Origin of the sequence: Micromonospora chalcea, from assembly GCF_028768405.1 — a bacterium.
GTDB classification, from domain to species: domain Bacteria; phylum Actinomycetota; class Actinomycetes; order Mycobacteriales; family Micromonosporaceae; genus Micromonospora; species Micromonospora chalcea.
Genome location: NZ_CP118233.1, coordinates 3,206,944 through 3,231,276, shown reverse-complemented (window position 1 = coordinate 3,231,276; position 24,333 = coordinate 3,206,944). Strand labels below are relative to the sequence as shown.

At 75.1% G+C, this 24,333-nt stretch carries 24 protein-coding genes and 1 riboswitch; of the genes, 8 read left to right on the top strand and 16 right to left on the bottom strand.

Annotated elements, in window-relative coordinates; translation table 11 throughout:
- Positions 1 to 4: 4 nt before the first annotated feature.
- Positions 5 to 589 (top strand): TlpA family protein disulfide reductase, encoded by a 585-nt coding sequence (locus PVK74_RS13860; RefSeq protein ID WP_274479180.1) that lies wholly within the window; start codon positions 5 to 7, stop codon positions 587 to 589.
- A complete protein-coding gene (locus tag PVK74_RS13855; protein WP_274479179.1) occupies positions 586 to 1,527 on the top strand; it encodes a cytochrome c biogenesis CcdA family protein in 942 nt (313 codons plus the stop codon). The genes PVK74_RS13860 and PVK74_RS13855 overlap by 4 nt, the downstream gene beginning before the upstream one ends.
- Here the strand turns inward: PVK74_RS13855 and serS are convergent.
- The 5 genes from serS to PVK74_RS13830 form a co-directional block, all read right to left on the bottom strand.
- Positions 1,514 to 2,797, bottom strand: coding sequence for a serine--tRNA ligase (gene serS / locus PVK74_RS13850; RefSeq protein WP_043329159.1), 1,284 nt, complete (start codon positions 2,795 to 2,797; stop codon positions 1,514 to 1,516). The two genes, PVK74_RS13855 and serS, sit on opposite strands and share 14 nt — an antisense overlap.
- 456 nt (positions 2,798 to 3,253) lie before the next feature.
- Complete coding sequence (locus tag PVK74_RS13845) at positions 3,254 to 4,366, bottom strand: DNA polymerase III subunit beta family protein (protein WP_274479178.1); 1,113 nt, start codon at positions 4,364 to 4,366, stop codon at positions 3,254 to 3,256.
- A gap of 31 nt (positions 4,367 to 4,397) precedes the next feature.
- A complete protein-coding gene (locus tag PVK74_RS13840) occupies positions 4,398 to 5,573 on the bottom strand; it encodes a saccharopine dehydrogenase family protein (RefSeq protein WP_274479177.1) in 1,176 nt (391 codons plus the stop codon).
- A gap of 31 nt (positions 5,574 to 5,604) precedes the next feature.
- Entirely contained in the window at positions 5,605 to 6,741 is a 1,137-nt protein-coding gene (locus PVK74_RS13835) for an alcohol dehydrogenase catalytic domain-containing protein (protein ID WP_274479176.1), read from the bottom strand.
- Positions 6,738 to 7,163 carry a hypothetical protein gene (locus PVK74_RS13830; RefSeq protein ID WP_064448221.1) on the bottom strand — a complete coding sequence of 142 codons (426 nt, stop codon included), beginning with the start codon at positions 7,161 to 7,163 and terminating at the stop codon, positions 6,738 to 6,740. The genes PVK74_RS13835 and PVK74_RS13830 overlap by 4 nt, the downstream gene beginning before the upstream one ends.
- Positions 7,164 to 7,323: 160 nt before the next feature.
- Between PVK74_RS13830 and PVK74_RS13825 the strand changes: the two genes are divergently transcribed.
- Positions 7,324 to 10,095, top strand: coding sequence for a winged helix-turn-helix domain-containing protein (locus PVK74_RS13825; protein WP_274479175.1), 2,772 nt, complete (start codon positions 7,324 to 7,326; stop codon positions 10,093 to 10,095).
- Between the two features lies 1 nt (position 10,096).
- Here the strand turns inward: PVK74_RS13825 and PVK74_RS13820 are convergent, their stop codons facing one another.
- The 4 genes from PVK74_RS13820 to PVK74_RS13805 all read right to left on the bottom strand — a co-directional run bounded on the left by PVK74_RS13820 (position 10,097) and on the right by PVK74_RS13805 (position 12,451).
- Positions 10,097 to 10,648, bottom strand: a complete 552-nt coding sequence (locus PVK74_RS13820; protein WP_274479174.1) for a DsbA family protein — start codon at positions 10,646 to 10,648, stop codon at positions 10,097 to 10,099.
- Complete coding sequence (locus tag PVK74_RS13815; RefSeq protein WP_043329170.1) at positions 10,645 to 11,142, bottom strand: redoxin domain-containing protein; 498 nt, start codon at positions 11,140 to 11,142, stop codon at positions 10,645 to 10,647. Before PVK74_RS13815 ends, PVK74_RS13820 begins: the two co-directional genes overlap by 4 nt.
- Positions 11,143 to 11,201: 59 nt before the next feature.
- Entirely contained in the window at positions 11,202 to 11,876 is a 675-nt protein-coding gene (locus PVK74_RS13810) for a BON domain-containing protein (protein WP_064448224.1), read from the bottom strand.
- Positions 11,877 to 12,046: 170 nt separating this feature from the next.
- Complete coding sequence (locus PVK74_RS13805) at positions 12,047 to 12,451, bottom strand: hypothetical protein (protein WP_064448225.1); 405 nt, start codon at positions 12,449 to 12,451, stop codon at positions 12,047 to 12,049.
- 421 nt (positions 12,452 to 12,872) lie between these two features.
- Between PVK74_RS13805 and PVK74_RS13800 the strand changes: the two genes are divergently transcribed.
- The gene (locus PVK74_RS13800; protein ID WP_013287849.1) at positions 12,873 to 13,232 is read left to right on the top strand and encodes an STAS domain-containing protein; all 360 of its coding nucleotides are present in this window, start codon (positions 12,873 to 12,875) and stop codon (positions 13,230 to 13,232) included.
- A gap of 41 nt (positions 13,233 to 13,273) precedes the next feature.
- Positions 13,274 to 13,810 carry an SRPBCC family protein gene (locus tag PVK74_RS13795; protein WP_231915621.1) on the top strand — a complete coding sequence of 179 codons (537 nt, stop codon included), beginning with the start codon at positions 13,274 to 13,276 and terminating at the stop codon, positions 13,808 to 13,810.
- On the opposite strand, the gene PVK74_RS13790 is transcribed toward PVK74_RS13795, so the two are convergent.
- From PVK74_RS13790 to PVK74_RS13770, 5 genes are all read right to left on the bottom strand, one after another.
- A complete protein-coding gene (locus PVK74_RS13790; protein ID WP_274479173.1) occupies positions 13,807 to 14,880 on the bottom strand; it encodes a coiled-coil domain-containing protein in 1,074 nt (357 codons plus the stop codon). The two genes, PVK74_RS13795 and PVK74_RS13790, sit on opposite strands and share 4 nt — an antisense overlap.
- 4 nt (positions 14,881 to 14,884) lie before the next feature.
- A riboswitch (cyclic di-AMP (ydaO/yuaA leader) is annotated at positions 14,885 to 15,016 on the bottom strand.
- Positions 15,017 to 15,159: 143 nt separating this feature from the next.
- Positions 15,160 to 16,074 carry a cation diffusion facilitator family transporter gene (locus PVK74_RS13785; RefSeq protein WP_043329179.1) on the bottom strand — a complete coding sequence of 305 codons (915 nt, stop codon included), beginning with the start codon at positions 16,072 to 16,074 and terminating at the stop codon, positions 15,160 to 15,162.
- Between the two features lie 94 nt (positions 16,075 to 16,168).
- Positions 16,169 to 18,286 carry a HelD family protein gene (locus PVK74_RS13780; protein WP_064448226.1) on the bottom strand — a complete coding sequence of 706 codons (2,118 nt, stop codon included), beginning with the start codon at positions 18,284 to 18,286 and terminating at the stop codon, positions 16,169 to 16,171.
- 124 nt (positions 18,287 to 18,410) lie between these two features.
- Positions 18,411 to 19,316, bottom strand: coding sequence for an alpha/beta fold hydrolase (locus tag PVK74_RS13775; protein ID WP_064448227.1), 906 nt, complete (start codon positions 19,314 to 19,316; stop codon positions 18,411 to 18,413).
- A gap of 247 nt (positions 19,317 to 19,563) precedes the next feature.
- Positions 19,564 to 19,893: a hypothetical protein gene (locus PVK74_RS13770; RefSeq protein WP_043329183.1), complete on the bottom strand. Its 330-nt coding sequence runs from the start codon at positions 19,891 to 19,893 to the stop codon at positions 19,564 to 19,566.
- 331 nt (positions 19,894 to 20,224) lie between these two features.
- Between PVK74_RS13770 and PVK74_RS13765 the strand changes: the two genes are divergently transcribed.
- From PVK74_RS13765 to PVK74_RS13755, 3 genes are read left to right on the top strand one after another with little or no spacing between them, the layout of a single operon-like run.
- Positions 20,225 to 20,716 carry a DUF3145 domain-containing protein gene (locus tag PVK74_RS13765; RefSeq protein WP_013287841.1) on the top strand — a complete coding sequence of 164 codons (492 nt, stop codon included), beginning with the start codon at positions 20,225 to 20,227 and terminating at the stop codon, positions 20,714 to 20,716.
- Between the two features lie 33 nt (positions 20,717 to 20,749).
- Positions 20,750 to 22,474 carry a glycoside hydrolase family 3 protein gene (locus tag PVK74_RS13760; protein ID WP_274479172.1) on the top strand — a complete coding sequence of 575 codons (1,725 nt, stop codon included), beginning with the start codon at positions 20,750 to 20,752 and terminating at the stop codon, positions 22,472 to 22,474.
- 58 nt (positions 22,475 to 22,532) lie between these two features.
- The gene (locus PVK74_RS13755) at positions 22,533 to 22,751 is read left to right on the top strand and encodes a hypothetical protein (protein ID WP_069088914.1); all 219 of its coding nucleotides are present in this window, start codon (positions 22,533 to 22,535) and stop codon (positions 22,749 to 22,751) included.
- A gap of 89 nt (positions 22,752 to 22,840) precedes the next feature.
- On the opposite strand, the gene fabF is transcribed toward PVK74_RS13755, so the two are convergent.
- Both fabF and PVK74_RS13745 read right to left on the bottom strand, forming a co-directional pair.
- Positions 22,841 to 24,067: a beta-ketoacyl-ACP synthase II gene (gene fabF, locus PVK74_RS13750; RefSeq protein ID WP_030503633.1), complete on the bottom strand. Its 1,227-nt coding sequence runs from the start codon at positions 24,065 to 24,067 to the stop codon at positions 22,841 to 22,843.
- A 2-nt stretch (positions 24,068 to 24,069) separates the two neighbouring features.
- Positions 24,070 to 24,309 carry an acyl carrier protein gene (locus PVK74_RS13745; protein WP_007072348.1) on the bottom strand — a complete coding sequence of 80 codons (240 nt, stop codon included), beginning with the start codon at positions 24,307 to 24,309 and terminating at the stop codon, positions 24,070 to 24,072.
- Between the last annotated feature and the right edge of the window lie 24 nt (positions 24,310 to 24,333).

Here is a 24,333-nt window from a genome sequence, read left to right as displayed (position 1 = left end):
GCCGATGCGTACCGCCGTTCGTGTGACCGCCGCCGTCGTACTCGCAGCCACGCTCGCCACCGGCTGCGCGGCCGGGCCCGAGGCCGGGGCGGTGGCACCCGCGGCCCCCGCCGCCGCGCCCCCGGACGTCGCGTCCCCCGCCGCGACGCCGGGCGGGCCGACGTCCGCGCCACCGGCCGCGGTGCCGGCCACGCTGGCGTTCACCGGCAAGACCCTCGACGGTACGGCGTTCTCCGCCGCCGCCCTGGCCGGGCGGCCGGTGCTGCTCTGGTTCTGGGCGCCCTGGTGCGCCACCTGCGCCAGCCAGGCGTGGACGGTCGCCGAGATCGCCCCCGCCTACCGGGACACGGTCCCGATCGTCGGCGTCGCCGGGCTCGGCGAGCAGAAGGCGATGAAGGACTTCGTCACCGAGTTCGACCTGGGCGGCACGACCCAGATCGACGACCGCAACGGCGCGCTGTGGCGCCGTTTCAAGGTGACCGAGCAGAGCACGTTCGTCGTCCTGGACCGGACCGGCCGGGTCGTCCACCAGGGATTCCTGGACGGTGAGGCGCTCACCCGGCAGGTCGAGACGCTGGCCCGGGGATGACCGTCGCGCTGCTGCTCGCCCTGACCGCGGGCATGCTCGGCGCGGTCAACCCGTGCGGCTTCGCGATGCTGCCCGCGTACCTGTCACTGCTCGTCGCCGGGCCCGACGGCGGGCGCGGCGCGGTTGGCCGCGCGCTCACCGCGACGGCCGCGCTCACCCTCGGGTACGTGCTGGTGTTCGGCGCGTTCGGGCTGGCCGTGGCACCGGCGGCCGACTGGTTGCGCCCTCGGCTGCCGTGGCTGACGGTGACGCTCGGCGTGCTGCTGGCGCTGGCCGGGTGCTGGCTGCTCGCCGGCAAGCGGCTGCCCGCCCCGGGCCCGCTGCGCGTCGCGCCCCGGCTCACCCGCACCTGGCCGTCCATGGTGCTGTTCGGCGCGGCGTACGCGCTCACGTCGCTGAGCTGCGCGATCGCGCCGTTCCTGGCGATCGTGGTGACCAGCATGCGGGCCGGGTCGCCGCTGCGCGGGCTGGCGCTGTTCGGCGCGTACGCGCTGGGCATGGCGCTCGTGGTCGGGGTGGCCGCGCTCGCCGTGGCGCTGCTGCGCGGCCGGGTCGTGGCGCGACTACGCGGCGCGGGCGCCTGGGCGCCGCGTCTGAGCGGCCTGGTGCTCGTGGTCGCGGGCGGCTACGTCGGCTGGTACGGCTGGTACGAGGTGCGCCTCGCCCAGGGCCGGTACGACGCCTTCACCGACCCGGTGATCCGCGCCGCCGCCGAGGTCCAGCAGACCCTGGTGAAGGCCGTCGACACTCTGGGCCCCGCCGTCCTCGCGGCCCTGCTCCTGGCCGCCGTGCTCCTCACCCGCCGCCGCCCCCTTTCCCGCGATCTTGCGGTTGGGGCCCGGGCGGAAGGGGTGAAGCGGACTTCTCGCGGGCCGGAAGTGCAAGATCGCGGGGAAGGGGCGGGGACGGCGGCGGGGGAGCGGGTCAGCGCGGGGTGAGGCGGTCGGTGCCGAGCTTGTCGCGCAGGACCTCCGGGACCACCACCGAGCCGTCGGGCTGCTGGTGCTGCTCCAGGATGGCCGGGAACAGGCGGCTGGTGGCCAGCGCCGAGCCGTTGAGCGTGTGCACGAAACGGGTCTGCTTCGCGCCCGGCTCGCGGTAGCGGATCGCCGCCCGGCGCGCCTGGTAGTCACCGGCCCAGGAGACCGACGACACCTCCTTGTACTTGCCGGTGCTCGGCATCCACACCTCGACGTCGAGCGTCTTCTTCATCGAGGCGCTCGCGTCACCAGCGGCCAGCAGGCTGGTCTGGAAGTGCAGACCCAGCTTGCCGACCAGGCCCTCGACGTGCCCGACCATCGCCTCCAGCGCCGCGCCCGCCTGCTCCGGCAGCGTGAACTGGAAGATCTCCACCTTGTTGAACTGGTGGCCGCGCACCGTGCCGCGCTCGTCGGAGTGCGAACCGGCCGCCTCGCGCCGGTAGCACGGCGTGTACGCGAACGCCTTCAGCGGCAGCTTCGGCGTCTCCAGGATCTCGTCCTGGTACGCGCCGAGGATCGCCGTCTCCGCCGTGGGCAGCAGGAACTGGCCGCGCGAGGACGACTGCTTGTCGATGTGGTAGACGTCGTCGTGGAACTTCGGGAACTGCCCGGCCGCGTAGCCGGCGCTGTCCAGCAGCAGGTGCGGCGGGAGCAGGAACTCGTAGCCGGCCTGGATGTTCTGCTCGATCAGCCAGTTCACCAGCGCCCACTCCAGCCGGGCGCCCAGACCGGTGTACATCCAGAAGCCCGAGCCGCCGAGCTTCACGCCCCGCTCGTGGTCGACCAGGCCGAGCGCGCGGCTCAGCTCCACGTGGTCGCGTACCTTCTCGATGGCCGGCGCCTCGCCGAACGTCCGCACCACCCGGTTGGCCTCCTTGCCCCCGGCGACCACGTCGTCGGCGGGCAGGTTCGGCAGCTCGCTCATCACCGCGCGGAGCCGGGACTGCACCTCGTCGAGCTGGGACTCCAGCTCCGCGAGCTGCTTGCGCTCGGCCTCCGGGGCGACCGGCTGCGGCGTGCCGCCGGACCGTTTCGCCTCCGCGTACGCCCGCGCCTCGGCCTTGCGGCGCTGCCGCTCGGCGTCGATCTCCGTGATCAGGGCGCGTCGTTCCTGGTCGAGCCGCTGGATGTCGTCCAGCGTCCGGGTGACCTCGGCAGGATCCAGACGCTTCGCCAGCGCGGTCGCCACCGCCTCGCGATCCTTCCGGATCAACTCCATGTCGAGCATGCTGCTCGTACGCCTCCGTCCAGGCAGTCAGGTGGGACCTCCAGATGCTACCGTCGCGCCCCCGTCGCCCCGGCCCGGCCCGCACAGCCCGCCGCCGCAGGGCCCGTTTCGGTGACGGCGCGTGACGGTGGTGCTGTCGGAGGGGTGTGCTCACAGTCCGTGACGGTGTGCTGGTGCCCGCTCCGACCCGCGTCCGCTGGTCGGCGTGCTGAACTGGTCAATCTGACGGATCCGCCTTCGGGCGGGTGTGCCCCTTCGGCGACTTTGCTCTGCAGCCACCGACGCGGCGTTCGACGCAGCGTCAGCGTCGCGCGGATGGCTGCAGAGCAAAGTCCGCGAGGGGCAAACATCCCGGGGGAGCGTTCGCATCACGCACAGTCACTGACGTCTTCCGCCGGGGCCTAGCGGAGCCCGGGTGGCGGAGGCCGGGTGACGGAGGCCCGGGAGCGCTGAGCGTCAGAGGCGTACCGGCATCAGGACCGAGAAGGCGTGCGCGTCGTCGGCCCGCCGCACGGCGAGTGGAGCGATCGGGCCGTCTAGCTCCAGCACGAGCTGGCCGTCGCCGGACCCCAGCGCGTCCAGCAGGTACTCCCGGTTGAGCCCAACCCGAAGCGCGTCAGCGCCGGCCGCGCCGGCCGGGTCGACAAGGCGCAACTCGCCGCGGCCGTCCAGGCCGAGCGCCACCACCTCGTGCTCGACGCCCTCGTGCGCGCGGTGGCAGACCGGGACGCCGTCGGCGGTGAGCGCCGCGCGCAGCGCCGCGCCGTCGACCGGGATCCGGTACGCGGGTACGTCACCGAGCTGCGCGCGCAGCAGCCGGCGGTAGTCCGGGAAGTCGTACGGCAGCGGTACGGCGGTCAGCGGCCGGCCCGCCACCGTGACGGTCACCCGGCCGGGAGCGACGACGACCTCGGCGACGTCCGAGCCGTCGGGGCCCGACACCGAGCCGGCAGCGTCCAGCAGCGCCCGCAGCTCGTCGACGGCGGCCACCGGCAGCAGCACGCTCACCGGCGGGCCGTCGACGGTGCCGGCGACCCGGGCCACGGCGAGCCGGTGCCGGTCGGTGGCGATCAGGTGCACCCCGTCGAGGGCGACCTCCAGCAGCACGCCGGACAGGACCGGCAGCTCGGGGTCGGCGCCGACGGCGAAGCGTACGGCGTCCACGGCGGCGGCCAGGTCGGTGCGGGCCAGCGCGAGGCGGGTGGTCACTGTGGGCTCCTCCGGGTCGATCAGGCAACGGATCCGGGAGAACTCGCGACGCGCGTCGGCCAGGCCGTCCTCCAGGCGGCGCAGGTGCGCGTCCAGCAGCCGGTGCACCTCGGCCGGCCGGTGCCGGTTCCGCAGCGCCTCGGCGATGCCGGCCAGCGGCATCCCGACCCGGCGCAGCCCGGCCACCAGCCGGGCCGGGTCCACCTGCTCCTCGGTGTACCAGCGGTAGCCGGTCACCGGGTCCACCCGGGCCGGGGCCAGCACCCCGGAACGGTCGTAGAACCGCAGCGCGCTGACCGTCAGGCCACTGGCCCGGGCCAGCTCGCCGATGCTGCGAAGCTCGCTCTCCACGGCCGTCATCCTGTGACCTCAAGCGGGTCGAGGGTCAACCTCACGCCGACAGCATGCGGAACGTGATGCCCGCGCGTACCAGCCGGTCCAGCAGCGCGTCGCCCATCGCCGCGACCGGCGTGACCTGCCCGGCGGTCTCCGGCAGGTCGTCGAAGGCCAGGCAGAGCGCCGACTCGGCGAGCATCTTGGCCGTCTCGTCGTAGCCCGGGTCGCCGCCGGCCACCTCGGTCACCACCCGGCGGTCGCCACCGGTGCCCACGAACCGCACCCGGAACCACGACTTGGCCCGCTGCTCGGCGGTCGGGCCCTGCCCGGAGGCGAGCCGTCCGAGCAGCCAGCGCCGCGTCGGCGCCACCTTCACCAGCCCCATCACACCGGCCAGCCCGACACCTGCGACGAGCACCGTGGGCAGCCGCTTCAGCGCGGCGAAGTGCCGGTAGCGGAAGTCCGGGCCGTACTCCGGGCGGGCCGCCGCGGACCGGCGGACCACCTGCGGGTCGATGGTGGGCAGGGGCACCGCCCACTGGCCGAACTCGCGTACCCGGCCGACCTTGCCCGGCACCGCGCGGACCCGGCGCCCGTCGGGCTTCGGCTCCATCGCCCGCCGCGCCCGCGCCGCGCGGCTCGTCTCACCGGTACGGGAGAACGCGGTGAGCGCCGAGTGGTACGTGCCGGCGGAGAATCGACCACCGGCCCGCACGTACCCGTCCACGGCGATCGGCCCGTCTGCGGGCAGTTGCTTGACCGTGTACCAGACGCCCAGGTCGTGCGGGATCGAGTCGAAGCCGCAGGCGTGCACCAGGCGGGCCCCGGTGCGTACCGCCTCGGCGTGGTGCCGCACGTACATCCGGTCCACGAACTCCGGCTCACCGGTGATGTCGAGGTAGTCGGTGCCGGCCGCGGCGCACGCGGCCACAAGCGGCTCGCCGTGGTGCACGTACGGCCCGACGGTGCTGGCCACCACCCGGGCGCACTCCGCCACCGCGCGCAGCGACGCCGGGTCGGTCACGTCGGCGGTGAGCAGCGGCAGCTCGGCCAGGGCCGGGTCGATCGCGGCGAGCCGCTCCCGCACCGCGGCCAGCTTGTCCGGGTTACGCCCGGCCAGCGCCCAGCGCAGCCGCTCCGGCGCGTGCCGGGCCAGGTACTCGGCGGTCAGCCCGCCGGTGAAGCCGGTGGCGCCGAACAGGACGAGGTCGTACCGACGGTCTGCGCGCATCCGCCGAGTGTGCCATCCACGGCGCTCACCTTCACGGCGTGAAGACCACCCGGACGCAGCCGTCGGCCCGGTCGCGGAACAACGCGTACCCGTCGGTGCCGCGCTCCAGCGGCATCCGGTGCGTGGCCAGATGCTCGGTGACCAGCTCGTCGCGGGCCATCCGGGCCAGCAGCTCCGGGATCGCCGTCGCGCCCCGCCGCCGGGCCGCGCGGACGGCGAGGCCCTTGTCCGCGAGCGCGCCGAGCGGGAACCGGTCCACCACCCCGGGCCGGGCGTCGAGCACCACCACGACGCCGCCCTTGCGGCACGCGTGCACCGCCTCGCGCAGCGCCGCCCCGCCGTCCGCCTCGGTCAGCGGCCACCGGTTCGGCTCGGCCGGCACCCCGGAGGCGTCGACGCAGACGTCCGGGCCCCGGCCGCCGCTGCGCTCCCGCAGCTCGGCGAGCACGTCCACGTACATGTGGTTGAGCGCCTCCACCCCGGCGTGCCGGGCGACCATGCTCAGCCGGTCGTCCCGGTCGTCGACCACGATCACCCGGTCCGCGCCCCGGGCCACCGCCGCCCCGGCGGTGAGCTGGCCGACCGCGCCCGCGCCCCACACCGCCACCACGTCGCCCGGGGCGACCTCGCCCAGCTCCGCGCCGTACCAGCCGGCCGGCGCGGCGTCGGCGGCGAACACCGCGCGGTCGTCGCTCACCGACTCCGGTACGGCGAACGCGCCCACGTCCGCGTACGGCACCCGGACGAACTCGGCGTGGCCACCGGCGAACCCGCCCAGCCGGGCCGGCCGGCCGAAACCGCCCGCTGACGGCTGGCCCCACTCCGGCTCGGCGGTCACGCCGCTCGTGCCGTTGTCGCAGCAGGCGAGCAGCCCCTGCCGGCAGAACCAGCACGCCCCGCAGGCCACCGCGGCGCCCACCACCACCCGGTCGGCGACCCGGTGCCGGCGTACCTCCGTACCGACCTCGACCACCTCGCCGAGGAACTCCCGTCCGAGCACCTCCCCGGCGGACGCCTCGGGCACCCGCCCGTCCAGGAGCGGCAGGTCCGCGCCGCAGGTGATGCTGCGCCGCACCCGCACGATCATGTCCTGGGCGTTGCGCAGCTCCGGGTCCGGGACGCGGCGCACCTCCACCGCGTCGGCCCCGGCCCAGCACAGCGCCCTCATCGCACCGGTCCCGGCCGCTCCAGCGGCGAACGGTCCGCCCGCAGCACCTCGCCGGTCTCCAGGAGCTGCTTGGTCTGCCGCAGCACGTGGCGCAGGTACCGGCCCGGGTCGTCACCGACCAGGTGCGCGGCGAACCCCGGCAACGTGCACTCCCCGCCCAGCGGACGGATCGCCAGCTCCGTGCCGCGACCGCCCGGCGCGGGGCGGGCCCACACCTCGACCGCCCCGTCGAGACGGCGCAGCGGCTCGGGCCACCGCCCGGCCGGGAGCACCCGCTCGGGCTCGGCGGCCACCGTCACCTTCTGCCAGCGCCCCGGCCGTGGATCCGTTGCGGCCCGCTGCGGCAGGCGATCGGCCAGCCTCCGCGCACCGCCGGCCGCCAGCGCCAGCGCGCCCGCCGCCAGCCGTCTGATCCGCGCCACCTGACCTCCCGAGGTCCCGGCCTCGGGCGGCCGGCGCTGCCCGGCCGGCCGCCCGCGTGCCTCCAGGGTGGGCGAGGGGCGGGTGAGCCGGGTTCGCCCCGAAGGGGTGAACCGGCCCGGTTCGGGTAACCGCTGCCCGCGTCGACAGGGGGAGGGATGCATGCCGGAGGAGGCCGACCAGGTCCGGTTCGTGGCCGCGCCACACGACACCAGCGAGATCACCGGTACGTCCGATCTGCGTACCGCCGGCATCGATTCGCCCGACCTGGCCGGTGGTCCGCTGCCGGGCGGCCCGCCGCTGCTGGCGTCCCGGTTGACGCCGCCGGCGCCACCCGAGCCGGGCCTGCTGCGGCCCCGGCTGGTGGAGCGGGTGGAGCGGGGCGCGAGCGGTCCGGTGACGCTCCTGCTCGCGCCGGCCGGCTGGGGCAAGACGGCCGTGTTGTCCACCTGGGCGCGGGCGGAGCGGGACGGCCCGGCGCCGGCCTGGGTGACGGTGGGTGAGGGCGACACGGCACGGCGGCTCTGGGGCTACCTGGCGGCGGCCCTGCGGACGGCCGCCGTCGACGACCCGGACGAGGGACCACCGCCACCGGTGCCGGACGGCCCGCCCCGGCCGGAGCAGCTGGAGTCGCTGGCCGCCGCGCTGGCCGGACGGGAACGGCCGGTGCTGCTGGTCCTCGACGACCTGCACCGGGTCACCGACCCGGCGGCGCTGTCCGGGCTGGAGTTTCTGCTCCAGCACACCGACGGGCGGCTGCGGCTGGTGGCCGGCGCGCGGCGCGAGCCGCCGCTGGCGCTGCACCGCTGGCGGCTGGCCGGCGAACTGACGCTGATCGGCCCGGACGAGCTGGCGTTCACCACCGACGAGGTCGCCGACCTGCTGGTCGCGCACGGTGTGCCGGTGCCCGCCCCGGCGGTGCCCCGGCTGGCCGAGCGCACCGCCGGCTGGCCCGCCGGGCTGCGCTTCGCCGCGCTCGCGCTGGCCGACGGGACCGACCCGGCCCGCGCGGTGGACCGGTTCGCCGGTGACCAGCCGGACGTCGCCGCGTACCTGCGGGACGAGGTGCTCGCCCCGCTGGGCCCGGCGACCCGCGACGTCCTGCGCCGCGTGGCGGTGGCCGTCGCGGTCCGCGCCGACCTCGCCGCCGCGCTGACCGGGCGGGCCGACGCCGGGCAGGTGCTCGCCGAGGCGGCCCGGGACGGCGGCTTCCTCCTCCACGACGGCGGCAACCCGCAGTGGTACCGGCCGCATCCGCTCCTGGCCGACGTGCTGCGGGACGAACTGGGCCGGCTGCCCGCCGACGAGGTGCGCGAGCTGCACCGGCGGGCGGCGGACTGGTACGCCGCCCATGACCGGCCGGCCGAGGCGGTACGGCACGCGCTGACCGCCGGTGAGTGGACCGCCGCCGCCGAGCTGCTGGTCAGCCGCTGGCCCGAGCTGACCCCGGACGAGCCGGCCGCCGCGCCGGCCCCGCCGGAGCCGCCCGCGCACCAGGTCCGCCGGGATCCCGAGCTGGCGCTGGCCGCCGCCGCCGAGCGGGCGTACGCCGGTGATCCGGCCGCCGCCGACGGGCAGCTGCGGCGGGCGCTGGCCCACGCCGACGACCTGCCCGCGCCGCGCCGCGACCGGTTCCGCCGGCTGGCCGCCGCCGTGGAGCTGAGCCTGGCCCGGCTCGGCGGGAACCACCAGGGGGTACGCGAGGCCGCCGACCGCCTGCTCGCCACCGCTTCCGGCCCGGCTGCCGACGCCGGGGCCGATCCGCGTGCCGGGTCGGCCGAGCGCGACGATGTACGCGCGGTGGCGGGCGCCGCGCACGGGCTGGTCGCGCTGGCCGAGGGGGAACTGCCGGCAGCCCGTACCCGGTTCGCCGAGGCGCGGGAGGCGGCGCGCCGGGCCGGGCGGCCGCGGACCGAGCTGCTCTGCGTCAGCCGGTCGGCGGCGCTGGAGGCGGCCCGGGGCGCGTTGCGGGCGGCCGAGGAACTCGCCGGGGAGGCGCTGGCGATGCCGGCCTGCCAGGGCTGGTCGGCGCGGGCGGACTGCGGCTACGCGTACCTGGCGCTGGCGCTCGTGGCCTGGCACCGGGACCGGCCCGCGGAGGCCGTGGCCCACCTGGCGCTGGCCGGTCCGGCCACCGCGGAGCCGGGGGGAGCGGCGCTGGCCGCGCTCTGCCGGGCCGGGCTGCTGGCCGACGGCGACGACCCGGCGGGCGCGCTGCGCACACTCGCCGGCGCGCGGGCGGTCGCGCCCGGCGCGGAGCTGGGCGGGTGGCTGGCCGCCGAGGAGGCGCAGGTACGCGCGGCGGCCGGTGACGCCGACGGCGCCCGGGCGCTGCTCGACGCCACTGGTGACGGGCCGGCGCCGGCGCTGGCGTCCGCCCGGTTGCTGCTGCGCGCCGGTGACGCCCGCGCGGCCGAGCGGACGCTGCCCGACTGGGCCGGGCCCGGCGCGGCGGACTGGCCGCTGCCGGTGCGGCTGGGCGCCGGGCTGCTCGACGCGGTGCTGGCCGGGGGGTCCGGGGACGCCCGGCGGGCCGGGCGGGCGCTGGAGGAGGTGCTGGCGCTCGCCGAGCCGGACGGCTACCGGCGCGTCTTCACCCGGACCGACCCGGGGGTACGGGACCTGCTGGCCGCGCACCTGGACTCCGGAACCGCGTACTGGGCCACGGTGAGCGAACTGGTCCGGGGCGCGGACGCGCAGCCGGTCACCGGGCCGGCGGACGGCCCGGCGCGCGGGCTGGACGAGCCGCTCACCGAACGGGAGCTGACCATCCTGCGGTACCTGCAGAGCATCCTGTCCAACGTGGAGATCGCCGCCGAGCTGTCGCTGTCGGTGAACACCGTCAAGACGCACGTGCGCAACATCTACCGCAAGCTCGACGCGACCCGCCGGCGGGACGCCGTCCGGCGGGCGCGCGACTTGCGGTTGATCTGACTCAGGCGTCGGCGGCGGCGTCCACCGCTGTCAGCAGTTCGGCCAGGTCGTAGCCGCCGTCGTGGCGGACGCCGTTGACGAACAGCGTCGGGGTGCCGTTGACGCCGCTGCGGATGCCGTCGACGAAGTCCTGCCGCACCCGGTCGGCGTACTCCTGGCGGCCGACCTCCGCGGCGATCTCGTCCGGCGACAGTCCGATCTGCTCGACGCCGAGCGACAGGTGCACCGGGTCGAGCTGGTCCTGGTGCTGGAAGAGCCAGTCGTACATCTCCCAGAACCGGCCCCGGGCGGCGGCCGCCTCGGCGGTCTCCGCCGCGCTCTCCGCGTACGGGTGGATGTTGGCGATCGGGAAGTGCCGGTACGCCAGCCGCACCACGTCGGCCCGCTGGCGCAGCACCTCGGTCAGGTTCGGGTACGCGGCGCCGCAGAACCGGCACTGGAAGTCGCCGTACTCGACGATCGTGACCGGCGCGTCCGCCGGCCCGCGGACGTGGTCGTGTTCGGTCACCGGGGTCCGCAGCCGCGCGGTGGTGACCTGAAGTGGCGTGGTCATCGGGCGCTCACCCGCCGATCCGCGTCCAGCCGCTCCAGCGCGTCGAGGATGCCGTCCACGCCCGGGTTCACCTCGGGCGGCGACAGGTGGCTCCAGGCCACCCGGCCGTCCGGGTCGATCACCACGAGCGCCCGGTCGGACTGCCCACGCGGCGCGTACGCGCCGTACCGGCGCGACACCTCGCCCTTGGGCTCGAAGTCGGCGAGCAGCGGGAACCGGATGCCCTGGCTCTCGGCGAACGCCCGGTGCGAGTCGACGCTGTCCACCGAGATGCCCAGCAGCACCGCGTCGTACCGCTCCAGTTCGGGCAGGGCCGCCTGGTAGAGGGCCATCTGCTCGCCGCAGACCGGTGACCAGTCGGCGGGATAGAAGGCCAGCACCACCGGACGGCCCCGGAACTGCCCGGGACCCACCTGTCGCCCGTCCGGCGCCGCCGGCAGCGTGAACCCGGGGGCGGCCCGCCCGGGTGTGATCAGCCCGTTCGGATCACTCATGCCTCCCACCATGGCGGGCGCCCGGGTGAGGCGGGCTCACCCGGGCGGGGTGGTTCGGCTCAGCGCACGACCAGGTGGTTGTGCACCTCCCGGATGCCGGGGGCGTTCCACACCACCCGCTCGATCTCCGCGCGCTCGCCGGGCGAGTGGACCTGCCCGCCGAGCACGACGGTGTCGCCGTGCACCCGGACGTCGACGCTCTCGGCCTCGGTGGCGGCGTTGCGCGCGAGCGCGTCCACGATCCGTTCGGCCAGGTCGTGGCCGTCGGCGCGGACCGCCGGGCGCACGGCGATCCCGTTGCTCACCCCGCGTACGCCGGTGAGCCGGGCGACCGACCGTTCGGCGGCCCGCCGCTGGTACTCCCACTCGACGTCGCCGTGCAGCGTGACCCAGCCGTCGGAGACCGTCACCTGCAGCGTCTCGACCGGCACGAACGCGTCCCATTCCAGCGCCCGTACGGCAGCGACGGCGATCTCCGGGTCCTCCCGGCCGGCCGCGGTGGCGATCTGGACGGCGAGGTCGTTGGCGACCGCGCGGACCCGGGCGGCCCGGTGCGCGGCCCGCTCGGCAGCCCACTTCTTGGCGTAGCTGTCCACCCGGCCGGTCAGCGTCACCACGCCCTCGGTGACGGTTACGCCGATCTCGTCCGGGCCGACCCGGGGCTCCCAGGTCAGTTCGTCGAGCACCGCGGACTGGATGTCCCGGTCGGTGCGCGTGATCGTGTCGGTGGCCATCCGGCTCTCCCTCCGTCGATGGCGGCGCGGGCACGCGGTCCCGCACCCGCGATCCTGCGCGTGTCCCGGGTGACCGGCCCTCACCCGGTCCGGGTGGGGGAGAGCACCACGCGGCACGGTGGCCGCCCCCAGGAGTGCCGGGAGCGGCCACCGTGCCGGTCGGGTGGGGTTCAGCCGTCCAGGCCGGCCGGGGAGTTCGGGCGGTCCACGTCCACGAACTCGATCTCGTCCGCGGCGCGGTCGCGGCTGCCCGCGGCGCGCGCGGCGGTGCCGGCGGCCCAGCCGATCGCCGCGCCCGCGAGCGCCGCCGCGATCAGCAGCGTCCAGGGCAGGGCGGGCCGGCGTCCGGCCAGCGCGTCGAAGGCGAGCGTGGCACGCCGGCGCGCCTCCTCGGCTGCGGAGCCGACCAGGTCGGTGGCGTCGTCGGCGAAGCCGGAGGAGTTGCGGCGGGCGCTGCGGGTGGCGTCGCGCACGCTGTCACCGGCGGAGCCGGCCGCGGAGAGCAGGTGCTGCCACGCCTGGTCGGCGACCCGCTCGGCCTTGCCCCGGCGGTCCAGCAGGTTGGATCCGAACATCGTTCTACCTCCTCGGGTGCCGAAGGCCGGCGGCCACTTCGGACTCCGGTGTCCATCCGGCGCGTTCACTGTCTCGGGGCAGTGCCCCACCGGCGCACGCGGCAAACCCTCGCGGTGGTGCCCGGCTCGTGAGCAGCGAACGGGACGAACCACCCGAACGCGCCGGGACCGGTGCCGACGGGACGTGCGCGCGCCCGCTACCCTGGTCGGCGGATCGACGGGTCCGACCGGCCGTACGGCTGGCCGCGGCCCGCGTCGAAGGGGAAACTGGAACCCGGAGGTCCGGATTGGGAGCGCCCAGGTGTGCCCAGTTCGCGAATTGCTCATCCCGGGGGGTGGCGACCGGGCCGTTGGAGGAATACTCTCGGTCGCGGCCCGCGTACTGATGAGGCGCCCGTCAAGGGCGAGTGGAGGTGCTCGCGTGAGCCTGTCGATCGTGAAGTCGGTGCGGCCGGGTGGTGTCGTCCAGATCGCGCCCCGTGGGGAGATCGACGTCGACACCGCGTACGAGGTGCGGGAAGCGATCGCCGAGGTGCTCGCGAAGGGCCGTCCCTCGCGCATCGAGCTGAACATGCGGCTCGTCACGTTCATCGACTCGGTCGGCATCAGCGCCATGGTGGCCGGCTTCCAGACCTGCGAGGTCAGCGGCGTCAAGCTCGTGGTCACCGAGCCGAGCCGGTTCGTGCACCGGCAGCTCTGGGTGACCGGCCTGCTCGGCCTCTTCGGCGCTCCCGAGCCGTGGTTCGCCGACGACACCCCCGAGGTGCTGCCCGGCGCCTGAGCGCCGTTCGCACCCCCTGCGGCCAGGGGACCTTCTACCCGTTGCCAGCCCGGCGTCGGTACGGGACGATCGTCGCGACGTACGACGGCGAGGGGGCCCGCTTGCAGAGCAGCGACAGCTTCAGCTACACCGTGCAGGCCCGGTGCAGCCGGGCCGACGCGGTGGCACTGCTGGGTGACCTGAGTCGCCAGGGCGAGCTGCATCCGCTGATCGTCCGGGTCCGGCAGCTGCCGGCCCGGCCGGGCGCGCTGGCCAGCTACGCGATCACCGACCGGCTGCAACTGGGCCCGCTGCACTTCCCGGTCACGTACCAGGCGGACGTGCTGGTCGCGAGCGAGGACGAGGTGGTCACTGTCGCCCGGCAGCAGCCGGCGACGACGGTGCGCAACCACACCCGGCTACGCGACGAGCCCGACGGCACCGTGCGCATCGACGTGGAGATCACGCTCACCGCGCCGGCGCCGCTGTTCGGGTACGCGTTCCGCCAGGCCCGGGCGGCTCACCTGAGCCTGGCGGCCCGTCTCGGCGCGACGCTGGAGGGCCGGCCCGATCCGGCCGGCCCCCCGGGAGCGCGCTAGTACACCGACAGGTGCACGTGGTTGGTGTGGTCGCTGGACGGGTCTCCGTTGCCGCCGCTGTACGACTTCCACCCGCTGCTGGGCAGCCAGATCTGCTTGAACCAGATCACGTAGAGCACGGCGAGCGGGTCGGCGTTGCGCACGAAGTACGCGGCCAGGTTGTTGCCGTACGTCCGGTCACCGCCGCTGGCCACGCCGCCGAAGCCGTTCTTCTGGGCGGCGAAGTCGCAGGCCCGCCCCTTCGGGTGCTCGCCCGAGCCGCTGGGCCGGTGGCACGAGACGTACCTGGTGAAACCGGCCGCCTTGGCCTGCTGCAGCGCGTGCAGCGTCCGCGGGGTGATGCAGCCGTTGGCCGGGGTCGGGTCGTTGACGCTGCACGACTCCGACGGCCACGAGCCGTCCGAGTTGCGTGGTGCGGGCTTCGCGTTCTTGTTTGAGGTGCCCTGGACGCTGCCGCCGCTGCTGTTGTTGCGGGCGGAACGTTCGTTCGCCACTTCGAGCGCGCGCTCGGCCTGCTCCTTGCGCTTGCCCATCACCTCGACCTGCTTGCGTTGCTCGCGGATCTCGGTGTCGAGCGCGGCCCGGGTGCGGGTGGCCTCGTCCCGGGTGGTGATCAGCTCGCGCACCGTGCGGTCCTCGTGCGCGGCGACCTGTTCCAGCGTGGCGGCCCGGTCCATGAAGCCCGCCGGGCTGCTGCTGTCGAGCAGCGCGGCGGCGGTGCCGAGCCGCCCGGCGCGGTACGCCACCCCGGCGATCTCACCGACCTTGGCGTCACGTACGGCCAGCTCGGCGCCGACCTTCGCGAGCTGGTCGTTGAGCTGCTTCTGGCGGTTCACCGACCGGTTCAGCGCGGCCTTTGCCTCCAGCCAGCCCTTGCTGGCCGCGTCGAGTTGGGCGCGCAGCTCGGGCGTGCCGCCCTCGTCGTCGCCGGGCGCGGCGGCGAGCAGGCCGGTCCGGGGCGCCGCCGAGGCGGGGGAGGCCGGAACGGTCGCGACGCCGACAGTCAGCGTCGCGACGAGCAGGGCCGCCAACCGGGCGGCCGTCCGTCGTACAGGTGCCACTGGGGGCATTCACATGTCCTTCCGTCAACCGCCGACCGGGTTAGCTGACGGGTTCGGGACGGAAGATCCCTACCGCTGACGCGGATGCACCCCACGTACGTGGTTCCCCGGCTCGCCCCTTCGGGCGATTAGGCGACGGCCACCCCACCTGCGCCGGTGACGCCGGTGGCTGCGGCCGCGACCGAGCCTACCGGCGCGGCCCGGGCGTGGCTCCGTTGCGCAGTGCCGCATGGTGGGGCAAAACCGACATAAGTGTACAGCAGTCACGGTGATTTAAGTCTGCCCTAATCACCACTCGGTCTTTCCGCACACTCCGGCTGACGCTCCGGGCTCGACCTGCAACGTGGCGTGATCGATGGAGAAGTCCTCGTGCAGCGCCGTCCGCGCGGCGGCCAGCACCCCGGCCGGGTCCACGCCCGGGTCGGTGGTCAGGTGCGCCGAGGCCACCTCCATGCCCGAGGTGAGCGTCCAGACGTGCAGGTCGTGCACCTCGGCCACGCCGGGGACCGCGGCCAGCCGGTCGTGCACGGCGGTCACCTGGAGGTGCTCCGGCGCCGCCTGCACCAGGATGCGCACCGCGGCCCGGCCGAGCCGCCAGGTGCGCGGCAGGATGAACAGGCCGATCCCGACGGCGACCAGTGGGTCCGCCCACCACCAGTCGGTCACCGCGATGACCAGCGCCGCGGCGATCACGCCGAGCGAGCCGAGCAGGTCGCCGAGCACCTCCAGGTACGCGCCGCGCAGGTTGATGCTCTCCTTCGCCCCGGCGCGCAGCAGCGCGAAGGCGACGATGTTGGCGAGCAGGCCGAGCACCGCCACCACGAGCATCGGGCCGGCCAGCACCTCCGGCGGCTCGCCGAAGCGGCGTACCGCCTCGATCAGGACGTAGACCGCGACGGCGCCGAGCAGCACGGCGTTGGCGAGGGCGGCGAGCACCTCCAGCCGGTAGAGGCCGAACGTGCGCTGCGGGTCGGTGCCGGCGCGCCGGGTGGCGGTGATCGCCGCGAGGGCCATGCCGATGCCGAGCACGTCGGTGAACATGTGCCCGGCGTCGGAGAGCAGGGCGAGCGAGCCGGTGGTGAAGGCGGCCACCGCCTCGACCACCATCAGGACGGCGAGCAGCGCGAACGCGGCCCAGAGCCGGCCTGCGTGGCGGTGTGCCGCGTTGGCCACCGCGCTGCTGTGGTCATGACCTGCGCCCACGCCAACACCCTCCCTGCCGCGTACCGGCCGGGCCCAATGTATGCTCACATCGCTATGTATGCAAGTGAACTGTGGGTGGCGCGGGCGTGGCCCCTCACCCCACCGGGTCGAGCGTGGTGAGGCGCTGGGTCGCCCGGGACAGCGCCACGTAGAGCGTGCGCACGCCCGAGCCCGGATCGGCCCGGATCTCGCTCGGCGCCACCAGCACCACGCCGTCGTACTCCATGCCCTTGGCCTGGAGGCTGGTCACCACCTGGAGCCGGCCCGCGCCGAGCGCGCCCAGCCAGCCGGCCACCTCGTCCCGGCGCGGCACCGGCGTGATCACGCCGACGGTGCCCTCCACCTGGCCGAGCAGCGCCTCGGCCGCCTCGACGGTGGCCGCCGGCAGCTCGGCGGCGGGCACCGTGCGTTCCACCGGCGGAACGCCTGTGGACCGGACCGCGTCGGGCAGCGGCAGATCCGGGTAGAGCCGGCGGATCTCCGCCGCCGCCACCGCGAAGATCTCCGCCGAGTTGCGGTAGTTGGTGGTCAGCTCGTAGCGGTGCCGCTTGCGCCGGCCCAGCGCCTGGTCCCGGGCCCGGTCCAGCTCCTGCGGGTCGCCGGTCCAGGCGGTCTGCGCCGGGTCGCCGACCACCGTCCAGGACGCCAGCCGCCCGCGCCGGCCGATCATCCGCCACTGCATCGGCGAGACGTCCTGCGACTCGTCCACCACCACGTGCGCGTAGTCGCGGTAGTCGGCCGGACGCTCCCGGGCCGCCGCGCGGGCGGCGCGCTGCCGATCGGCGTACGTGCTCAGCTCGCGCACGCCACCGGCGAGCTGGTACGGGTCGCGCTTGGGCCGGGCCCGCTGCACCGGCTTGCCCAGCAGCGCGTCCAGCTCGTCCAGCAGCGCGATGTCCGCCACCGTCAGCCCGTCGGTCGCGAGCGTGCGGTACGCCTGCCCGAGCAACCGGATCTCGGCCGAGGAGAGGATCCCCCCGGCGTAGCGGCGCAGCCGGTCCGGGCGGGCCAGCCAGTCCAGCACGTGCCGGGGGTGCAGCCGGGGCCACCACGCCTTGAGGAACTCGCGGAACTCCGGCCGCTCGATGATCTCGTCCTCGAACGCGGGCTGCTCCGGCAGCCGGCCCACCCGCAGCGTGCGGGCCTGCGCGTAGAGCGCGGCGAGCACCGCGTCGAACGCCGCCCGGCGTACCTCGTTGCGGCGCGCGCCCCGGGCCAGCGTCCGGTCCCGGATCGCGTCCAGCGCGGGGCGCTCCAGGCGCAGCAGCTCACCCCGGTACAGCAGGCGCAGCTCGGCGGGGGAGTCCGGCACCGCGTCGCGGACCGCGCGTTCCAGCACCCGGCGCATCCGCAGCGAGCCCTTCACCGCCGCCACGTCCGGCGGGTCGGTCCGCGACGCGGACAGGCCGGGGAAGAGCGAGCCGAGCGAGTGCAGCGTGGCGGTCTCCTCGCCCAGCGAGGGCAGCACCGAGGCGATGTACTCGACGAACACGCCGGACGGGCCGACCACCAGGATGCCGCCGCCGGCGTACCGGGCCCGGTCGGAGTAGAGCAGGTACGCGGCCCGGTGCAACGCCACCGCCGTCTTGCCGGTCCCCGGGCCGCCGGAGACGATCGTGACGCCGTTGCCGGGGGAGCGGATCGCCTCGTCCTGCTCGCGCTGGATGGTGGCGACGATGTCGCGCATGCCCCGGCCGGTGGCCCGGGACAGCGTGGCCAGCAGCGCCCCGTCACCGACCACCGCCATGTCCGGCGGCGCGGCCTCCGGGTCCAGCAGGTCGTCCTCGATCCGGGTGACCTTCTCCGAGGCCGACTGGATCGTGCGCCGGCGTACCACGCCGCGCGGCTCGGCGGGCGTGGCCTGGTAGAACGCGGCGGCGGCCGGCGCCCGCCAGTCCACCACCAGCGTCTCCGCGTCCACGCCCCGCACGCCCAGGCGGCCGACGTGCAGCACCTGCCCGGTACGCAGGTCCAGCCGCCCGAACACCAGCCCCTCGTGCTCGGCGTCCAGCACGTGCCGGCGCTGGGCGGCGTGGAAGACCATCGCATCCCGCTCGACCAGCGCGCCGAAGTTGCCGACCCGGGCCAGCCGGTAGCCCTCCCGCTCGGCGTCGGCCGCCGACCGGCGCAGTTCGGCCAGCCGGGCGTACACCCGGTCGAGGTGGCGCTGCTCGGCGGCGATCTCCCGGTCCAGCGTGGTCTGGTCGGTCAACGCGGATGCTCCTGTGGTCGGACGGCACGACGGGCTGAATGAGGGTACGGGCCCCCGGCAACCGCAGCGCCGGGGCATGCCGTCCGCGTGGCGTACGTCAGTGCCGTTCCGGAGCGGGAGACGCTCAGAGGCGGGCCGCCGGACGGCCGGTCAGCACCCGGTCCAGCACCCCGGCCACGGCGTCGTTCACCTGGTCCGGGCGCTCCATCATCAGCATGTGACCGGCGCCCGGGCAGACGGTCAGCTCCGTGGTGGGCAGCGCCGCCGCGATCGACTCGGCGCACGGCGGCGGGGTGAGCCGGTCCCGGTCCCCGACCAGCGCGGCGGCCGGCAGCCCGCCCAGCGCGGCGAGCGTCTCCAGCCGGTGCTGCGCCCCGATCGAGGCGCGGAACCCGCCGATCGAGCGCAGCGTGGCCCGGGCCACCGCCGAGGTGACCAGCCGGATGTCCGCGGGGTCGCAGCGGTCGCCGAACAGCATCCAGCGGATGCTCGGGCGCAGCGCGCGCAGCAGGGCGTGCGGTGGCCGCCAGCCGCCGCACCGGGCCAGCACCCCGGCGCCGGTGGTCTCGGCGAGCCGGATCAACCTCGTGATGCGGGGGGACAGGCCGTAGACGGTGTGCGTGTGCCCCTCGGCGGTGGTCGAGACGAAGACCAGCCCGGCGGTACGCGCCGCGAACCGGTCGGCGTGGCGGTGGGCGTACTCCATCACCGTCATTCCGCCCATCGAGTGCCCGACCAGCACGATCGGCCCGGACGGGGCGATCTCGTCGACCACGGTGGCGAGGTCGTCGCCGAGCTGGGCGAGCGTGGCGTCGCGCAGCGCCAGGCAGCTCGACCGGCCGTGGCCGCGCGCGTCGTAGGTGACCAGGCGGACCCGGTCGCCGAACCGTTCCCGCAGCTCGGCGACCTGACGGTGCCAGCTGCGGCCGTCGAGCGTCCAGCCGTGCAGCATCAGCACGGTGACCTCGGCGTCGACCGGCCCGGTGACCGTCACGTGCAGGCGTACGCCGTCCGGAAGCCGCAGTTCCATGTCGCCACCCCCGAGCCCGTCCGGTTTGCGTCCACCGGGTGTCCCGGCGGTGACACCGGCGTTACCCGTCATGACACCACGGCAACCGGGGCGGGGAGAAGATTCGCGTCCGGCCTATGGACGAGCCGGACGCACATCCACCGGCGATCCGCCACCGGTGAGGTGACGCTGCTGCCGCAGGAGCAGACGCGAAACCGCCCGCCGGGTGATCCCGGCGGGCGGTCGCGGCGGTGCGGGTGAAGGGTGCTCAGCCCTCGAAGACGCCGGCCTCGACCAGGCGCTTCTCGGTGGCCTCCCAGCCGTGGTCCGGGTGGGCGGCGGCGAGGCCGTTGATCTCAGCCCGGATCTTGGCGGCGTGGCCGGCGGCGGCCAGCACCCGGATCTCCTCGACGAAGGCCTCGGAGTCGGTGCGCAGGTGCGCGGTCTTGCCGTTGGTCAGGTTGCGCACGTAGGCGTGCTTGCCGCCGTTGAGCGGGATCAGGTACTTGAACTCGCCCAGCACGCTGAGGGCGCCACCCTGGCCAGCCTGGCCGGCCCGGACTGACGCGCGCGCGGTCTTAGAGGTGTTGCTCGCCACGGAGGTACTCCTTGCAGACGTACGGTGGGGACGGAAAGCCGTCCGGGGGCTGTGCGAGTGACGCCCGGGTTGAGCGCCTGCCCGCGAAGATGTACGGCGGCACACAGAACCGCCCAGAGAACTGTACACGACCGCGACACCTGGCTGGTCGTCGCGGCGTCAGAGGGCACAACCGGCTCCACCTCCCGGGTATTTCCCGCCGGCTGGGACCGGCGAATTTTCCGATTCGCTGGCGCACCACCAGTCACACGGGTCATCATGTGTGTCCAGGTACCACTCGGTAGGACGAGGTCGTAGGGGAAGACGCACCTCGGCTCACCGGGAGGTCACCGTGCCAACGCGTGGCGTCGTATACGTCCACTCGACCCCGCTCGCCGTGTGCTCGCACGTCGAGTGGGCGATCGCGCGCGTCCTCGCCGCGCCGGTCAACCTGCACTGGACGGCGCAGCCCGCCGATCCGGGCGCTCGTCGCGCCGAGTGCGGCTGGACCGGCAGCCCGGGGACCGGCGCGGAGCTGGCCGCTGCCCTCCGGCAGTGGCCCATGATCCGTTTCGAGGTCACCGAGGAACCCAGTCCCGGCGTCGACGGCGAGCGTTTCATGTACGTACCGGGCCGGGGCCTGTTCCGGGCCGCCGTCGGCGCGGCCGGTGACATCCAGCTCGGCGAGGACCGGCTGCGCAGCCTGATGGCCGCCGCGCGCAGCCCGGAGGCGCTCGCCCACGCGCTGGACAAGGCGCTGGGCACCGCCTGGGACGCCGAACTGGAGCCCTACCGTTACGCCGGCGACGGCGCCCCGGTGACGCTGCTCACCCGGGTCGGGTGACGGCGGCCGAGTTGCCCCGATACGGTGGGCCGCGTGTCGATTTCCCCGCGGCGCTCCGCCGTCGCGCTCGCCGCACTGACCGCGCTTCTCGTCTCCGGGTGCTCGGACGGGCCGGACCGGCCCCGTCCCACCCCGACGAGTCCGGCGCCGTCGTCGGCCGCGCCCGCGCCGAACGAGTCGCCGGCCGCTGACCCGGCCGCCCGCGCCGCCGCGCTGGTCGGCACGCTGAGCGACGAGGACCTGGTCGGGCAGGTGCTGATGCCGTACGCCTACGGCAGCTCGGCCACCGAGGTCTCGGCCGGCTCGGCGGCCGGCAACCGCGCGCTGGCCGGCGTCGACACCCCCGCCGAGATGGTGGCGAAGTACCGGCTCGGCGGCGTCATCCTGGTCGGCTTCAGCGCCGACGACCCCACCTCCGGCAACCAGGCCACCACGAACGTCGACAACCCGAAGCAGGTCCGGGCGCTCACCGACGGGCTGCGCGCCGCCGCCGGCAAGCTGCCCGCCGGCGCCGCGCCGTTCCTGATCGGCACCGACCAGGAGTACGGCGTGGTCACCCGGATCACCGACGGCGTGACGCTGCTGCCCAGCCCGCTCGCGGCCGGCGCCGCCGGGAACCCGGCGCTGACCGAGGCCGCCTGGCGGGCCGCCGGGGCCGAGCTGGCCGCGATGGGCATCAACCTCGACTTCGCCCCGGTCGCCGACGTGCTCGTCACCCGCAGCACGGTGATCGGCTCCCGGTCCTTCGGCGCGGACCCGGCGACCGCGTCCCCCCAGGTGGCCGGCGCGGTACGCGGCCTGCAGGCCGAGGGCGTCGGCGCGGCGGTCAAGCACTTCCCCGGGCACGGCCTGAGCGCCGAGGACTCGCACACCGAGCTGCCCGTGATCAAGCAGTCCCGCGCCGACCTGGACCGGATCGCGTTCCCGCCGTTCCGGGCCGGGATCGGCGCCGGGGCCATGGCGGTGATGTCGGCCCACCTGGACGTCAAGGCGGTCGACCCGGGCACCCCCGCCACGTTCTCCCGCAAGCTGCTCACCGACGTGCTGCGCGGCCAGCTCGGCTTCCAGGGCGTGGTGATCACCGACGGGATGAACATGGCCCCGGCCAAGAAGTGGTCACCCGGTGAGGCGGCCGTGCGCGCGCTCAACGCCGGCAACGACCTCATCCTGATGACGCCGAACGTCACCCAGGCGTACGACGGGCTGCGCGCCGCGCTCAAGGACGGCTCGCTGCCCCGCGCCCGCCTGGTCGAGGCGGTCACCCGGGTGCTCACCATGAAGTTCCGGCTGGCCGGGCGGGACACGCCAGCGCTGTCCACGCTCGACGGCGCGGCACACCGCAAGGCCGCCGACGACCTGGCCACCGCCGCGGTGACTGTGCTGCGCGGCAAGTGCGGCGGCGCGGTGACCGGACCGGTCAGCGTGACCTCCTCCGGTGGCCGGGAGCGCACCCGCAAGCTGCTGACCGAGGCGCTCACCGCGGCCGGCGTCAAGGTGGTGCCCTCCGGCGGCACGGTGGTGCACCTGGTCGGGTACGGCGACGGCGCGAAGGACCTGCGCGCCGACGCCGCCGTGACGGTGGCGATGGACACGCCGTACGTGCTGTCCGGGGCGAAGTCCCCGACGCTGATGGCGACCTACTCGTCCACCCGGGCCTCGATGAACGGCCTGGCCGCGGTGCTCGCCGGCAAGGCCCGCCCGGGCGGCCGCTCCCCGGTGCCGGTTTCCGGCCTGCCCGCCACCGCCTGCCGCACCTGACCGCCGCCGCCGGTAACTCGGGTGCGGCCCGGGGCGGCCGGCTGGCAGGGTGGCGCCCATGGGAGAGGCAGCACAGGGATTCCGGTACGTCCAGCGCGCCGACGGCACGGTGGTGATCACGCATCACGGCCGGGTCGCGAGCACGCTTCGCGGCGGCCGGGCGGCGCAGTTCCTGGCCGAGGTCGACGACGATCCGCAGCTGGCCATGGCCCGGTGGACCGGCAACTACCGGCGGGGCAACGAGCGCACCGCCCGCCTACACCCCCGCAACCGCTGAGGTGTAAGGAAGGGCCCCTTCTTAACGCCTGCGGTAGAGGAAGGGCCCCTTCTTAACAGTCGGCTGTTAAGAAGGGGCCCTTCCTTACGTCAGGGGCGGGTGAAGACCAGCGCCACGTTGTGTCCGCCGAAGCCGAACGCGTTGTTCAGCGCCGCCGGGATCTCCATGTGCCGCGCCTTGTGCGCGGCGACGTCCAGGGTGAGGCCCTCGTCCGGGTCGTCCAGGTTGATCGTCGGCGGGATCACGCCGTCCCGGATGGCCAGGATCGTGGCGATCGACTCCAGCGCGCCGGCCGCGCCGAGCAGGTGCCCGGTCATCGACTTGGTGGCGGTGAGCACCGGGTGGTCGCCGACCGCCTGACGCAGCGCGCCGATCTCCAGCATGTCCCCGACCGGGGTCGAGGTGGCGTGTGCGTTGACGTGCACGATGTCGGTACGGGCCACGTCCGCGTCGGCGACCGCCCGGGCGATGGCCCGGATCGCGCCCTCGCCCTCGGCGTGCGGCTGCACGATGTCGTACGCGTCCGAGGTGATCCCCGCGCCGGCCAGGCGCGCGTACACCCGGGCGCCCCGGGCGGCGGCGTGGTCGGCGCGCTCCAGGATCACCACGCCCGCGCCCTCACCGAGGACGAAGCCGTCGCGACCGGAGTCCCACGGCCGGGAGGCCCGCTCCGGCTCGTCGTTGCGGGTCGACATGGCCCGCATCGAGCTGAAACCGGCGATCGGCAGCGGGTGGATGACCGCCTCGGTGCCGCCGGCCACCACCACGTCGGCCCGGCCGGCGCGGATGATGTCCAGACCCAGCGCGATCGCCTCCGCGCCGGTCGCGCAGGCGCTGGCCACGGTGTGCACGCCGGCCTTGGCGCCCAGCTCCAGCCCGACCCAGGCGGCCGGACCGTTCGGCATCAGCATCGGGATGGTGTGCGGGGAGACCCGCCGCGGGCCCGACTTCTCCAGGATGTCGTCCTGGGCGAGCAGGGTGGTGGCGCCGCCGATGCCCGAGCCGACGCTGACCGCCAGGCGCTCCGGGTCCGGCCCGGCCTCGGCCAGCCCGGCGTCGGCCCACGCCTGCCGGGCGGCGATGATGGCGATGGCCTCCGAGCGGTCCAGCCGGCGCAGCTTCACCCGGTCCAGCACCTCGGACGGGTCCACCGCCAGCTGGGCGGCGATCCGGACGGGCAGGTCCGCCGCCCACTCCTGGGTGAGCGCACTCACCCCGGAGCGGCCGGCGAGCATGGCGTCCCAGGTCGACGCGACGTCCCCGCCGAGCGGGGTCGTCGCGCCGAGCCCGGTGACGACGACGTCGGGACGACTCATGATCAGGACTGCGCCTCGATGTAGCTGACCGCGTCACCGACCGTCTTGAGGTTCTGCACCTCGTTGTCCGGGATCTTGACGCCGAACTTCTCCTCGGCCGCCACCACGACCTCCACCATGGAGAGCGAGTCGACGTCGAGGTCGTCGGTGAAGGACTTCCCCTCGGCCACGTCGTCCGGGTTCACCCCGGCAACCTCTTCGAGGATCTCGGCGAGGCCGGCGGTGATCTCGTCACGGGTCATTACGGTTGGTTCCTCTCATCGGGG

Bases quoted from the DNA above. Each gene is read 5' to 3' on its own strand.
- PVK74_RS13860 (WP_274479180.1), top strand. From the start codon at position 5: ATGCGTACCGCCGTTCGTGTGACCGCCGCCGTCGTACTCGCAGCCACG.
- PVK74_RS13855 (WP_274479179.1), top strand. From the start codon at position 586: ATGACCGTCGCGCTGCTGCTCGCCCTGACCGCGGGCATGCTCGGCGCG.
- serS (WP_043329159.1), bottom strand. From the start codon at position 2,797: ATGCTCGACATGGAGTTGATCCGGAAGGATCGCGAGGCGGTGGCGACC.
- PVK74_RS13845 (WP_274479178.1), bottom strand. From the start codon at position 4,366: ATGACGGCCGTGGAGAGCGAGCTTCGCAGCATCGGCGAGCTGGCCCGG.
- PVK74_RS13840 (WP_274479177.1), bottom strand. From the start codon at position 5,573: ATGCGCGCAGACCGTCGGTACGACCTCGTCCTGTTCGGCGCCACCGGC.
- PVK74_RS13835 (WP_274479176.1), bottom strand. From the start codon at position 6,741: ATGAGGGCGCTGTGCTGGGCCGGGGCCGACGCGGTGGAGGTGCGCCGC.
- PVK74_RS13825 (WP_274479175.1), top strand. From the start codon at position 7,324: ATGCCGGAGGAGGCCGACCAGGTCCGGTTCGTGGCCGCGCCACACGAC.
- PVK74_RS13820 (WP_274479174.1), bottom strand. From the start codon at position 10,648: ATGACCACGCCACTTCAGGTCACCACCGCGCGGCTGCGGACCCCGGTG.
- PVK74_RS13815 (WP_043329170.1), bottom strand. From the start codon at position 11,142: ATGAGTGATCCGAACGGGCTGATCACACCCGGGCGGGCCGCCCCCGGG.
- PVK74_RS13810 (WP_064448224.1), bottom strand. From the start codon at position 11,876: ATGGCCACCGACACGATCACGCGCACCGACCGGGACATCCAGTCCGCG.
- PVK74_RS13805 (WP_064448225.1), bottom strand. From the start codon at position 12,451: ATGTTCGGATCCAACCTGCTGGACCGCCGGGGCAAGGCCGAGCGGGTC.
- PVK74_RS13790 (WP_274479173.1), bottom strand. From the start codon at position 14,880: ATGCCCCCAGTGGCACCTGTACGACGGACGGCCGCCCGGTTGGCGGCC.
- PVK74_RS13775 (WP_064448227.1), bottom strand. From the start codon at position 19,316: ATGGAACTGCGGCTTCCGGACGGCGTACGCCTGCACGTGACGGTCACC.
- PVK74_RS13755 (WP_069088914.1), top strand. From the start codon at position 22,533: ATGGGAGAGGCAGCACAGGGATTCCGGTACGTCCAGCGCGCCGACGGC.
- fabF (WP_030503633.1), bottom strand. From the start codon at position 24,067: ATGAGTCGTCCCGACGTCGTCGTCACCGGGCTCGGCGCGACGACCCCG.
- PVK74_RS13745 (WP_007072348.1), bottom strand. From the start codon at position 24,309: ATGACCCGTGACGAGATCACCGCCGGCCTCGCCGAGATCCTCGAAGAG.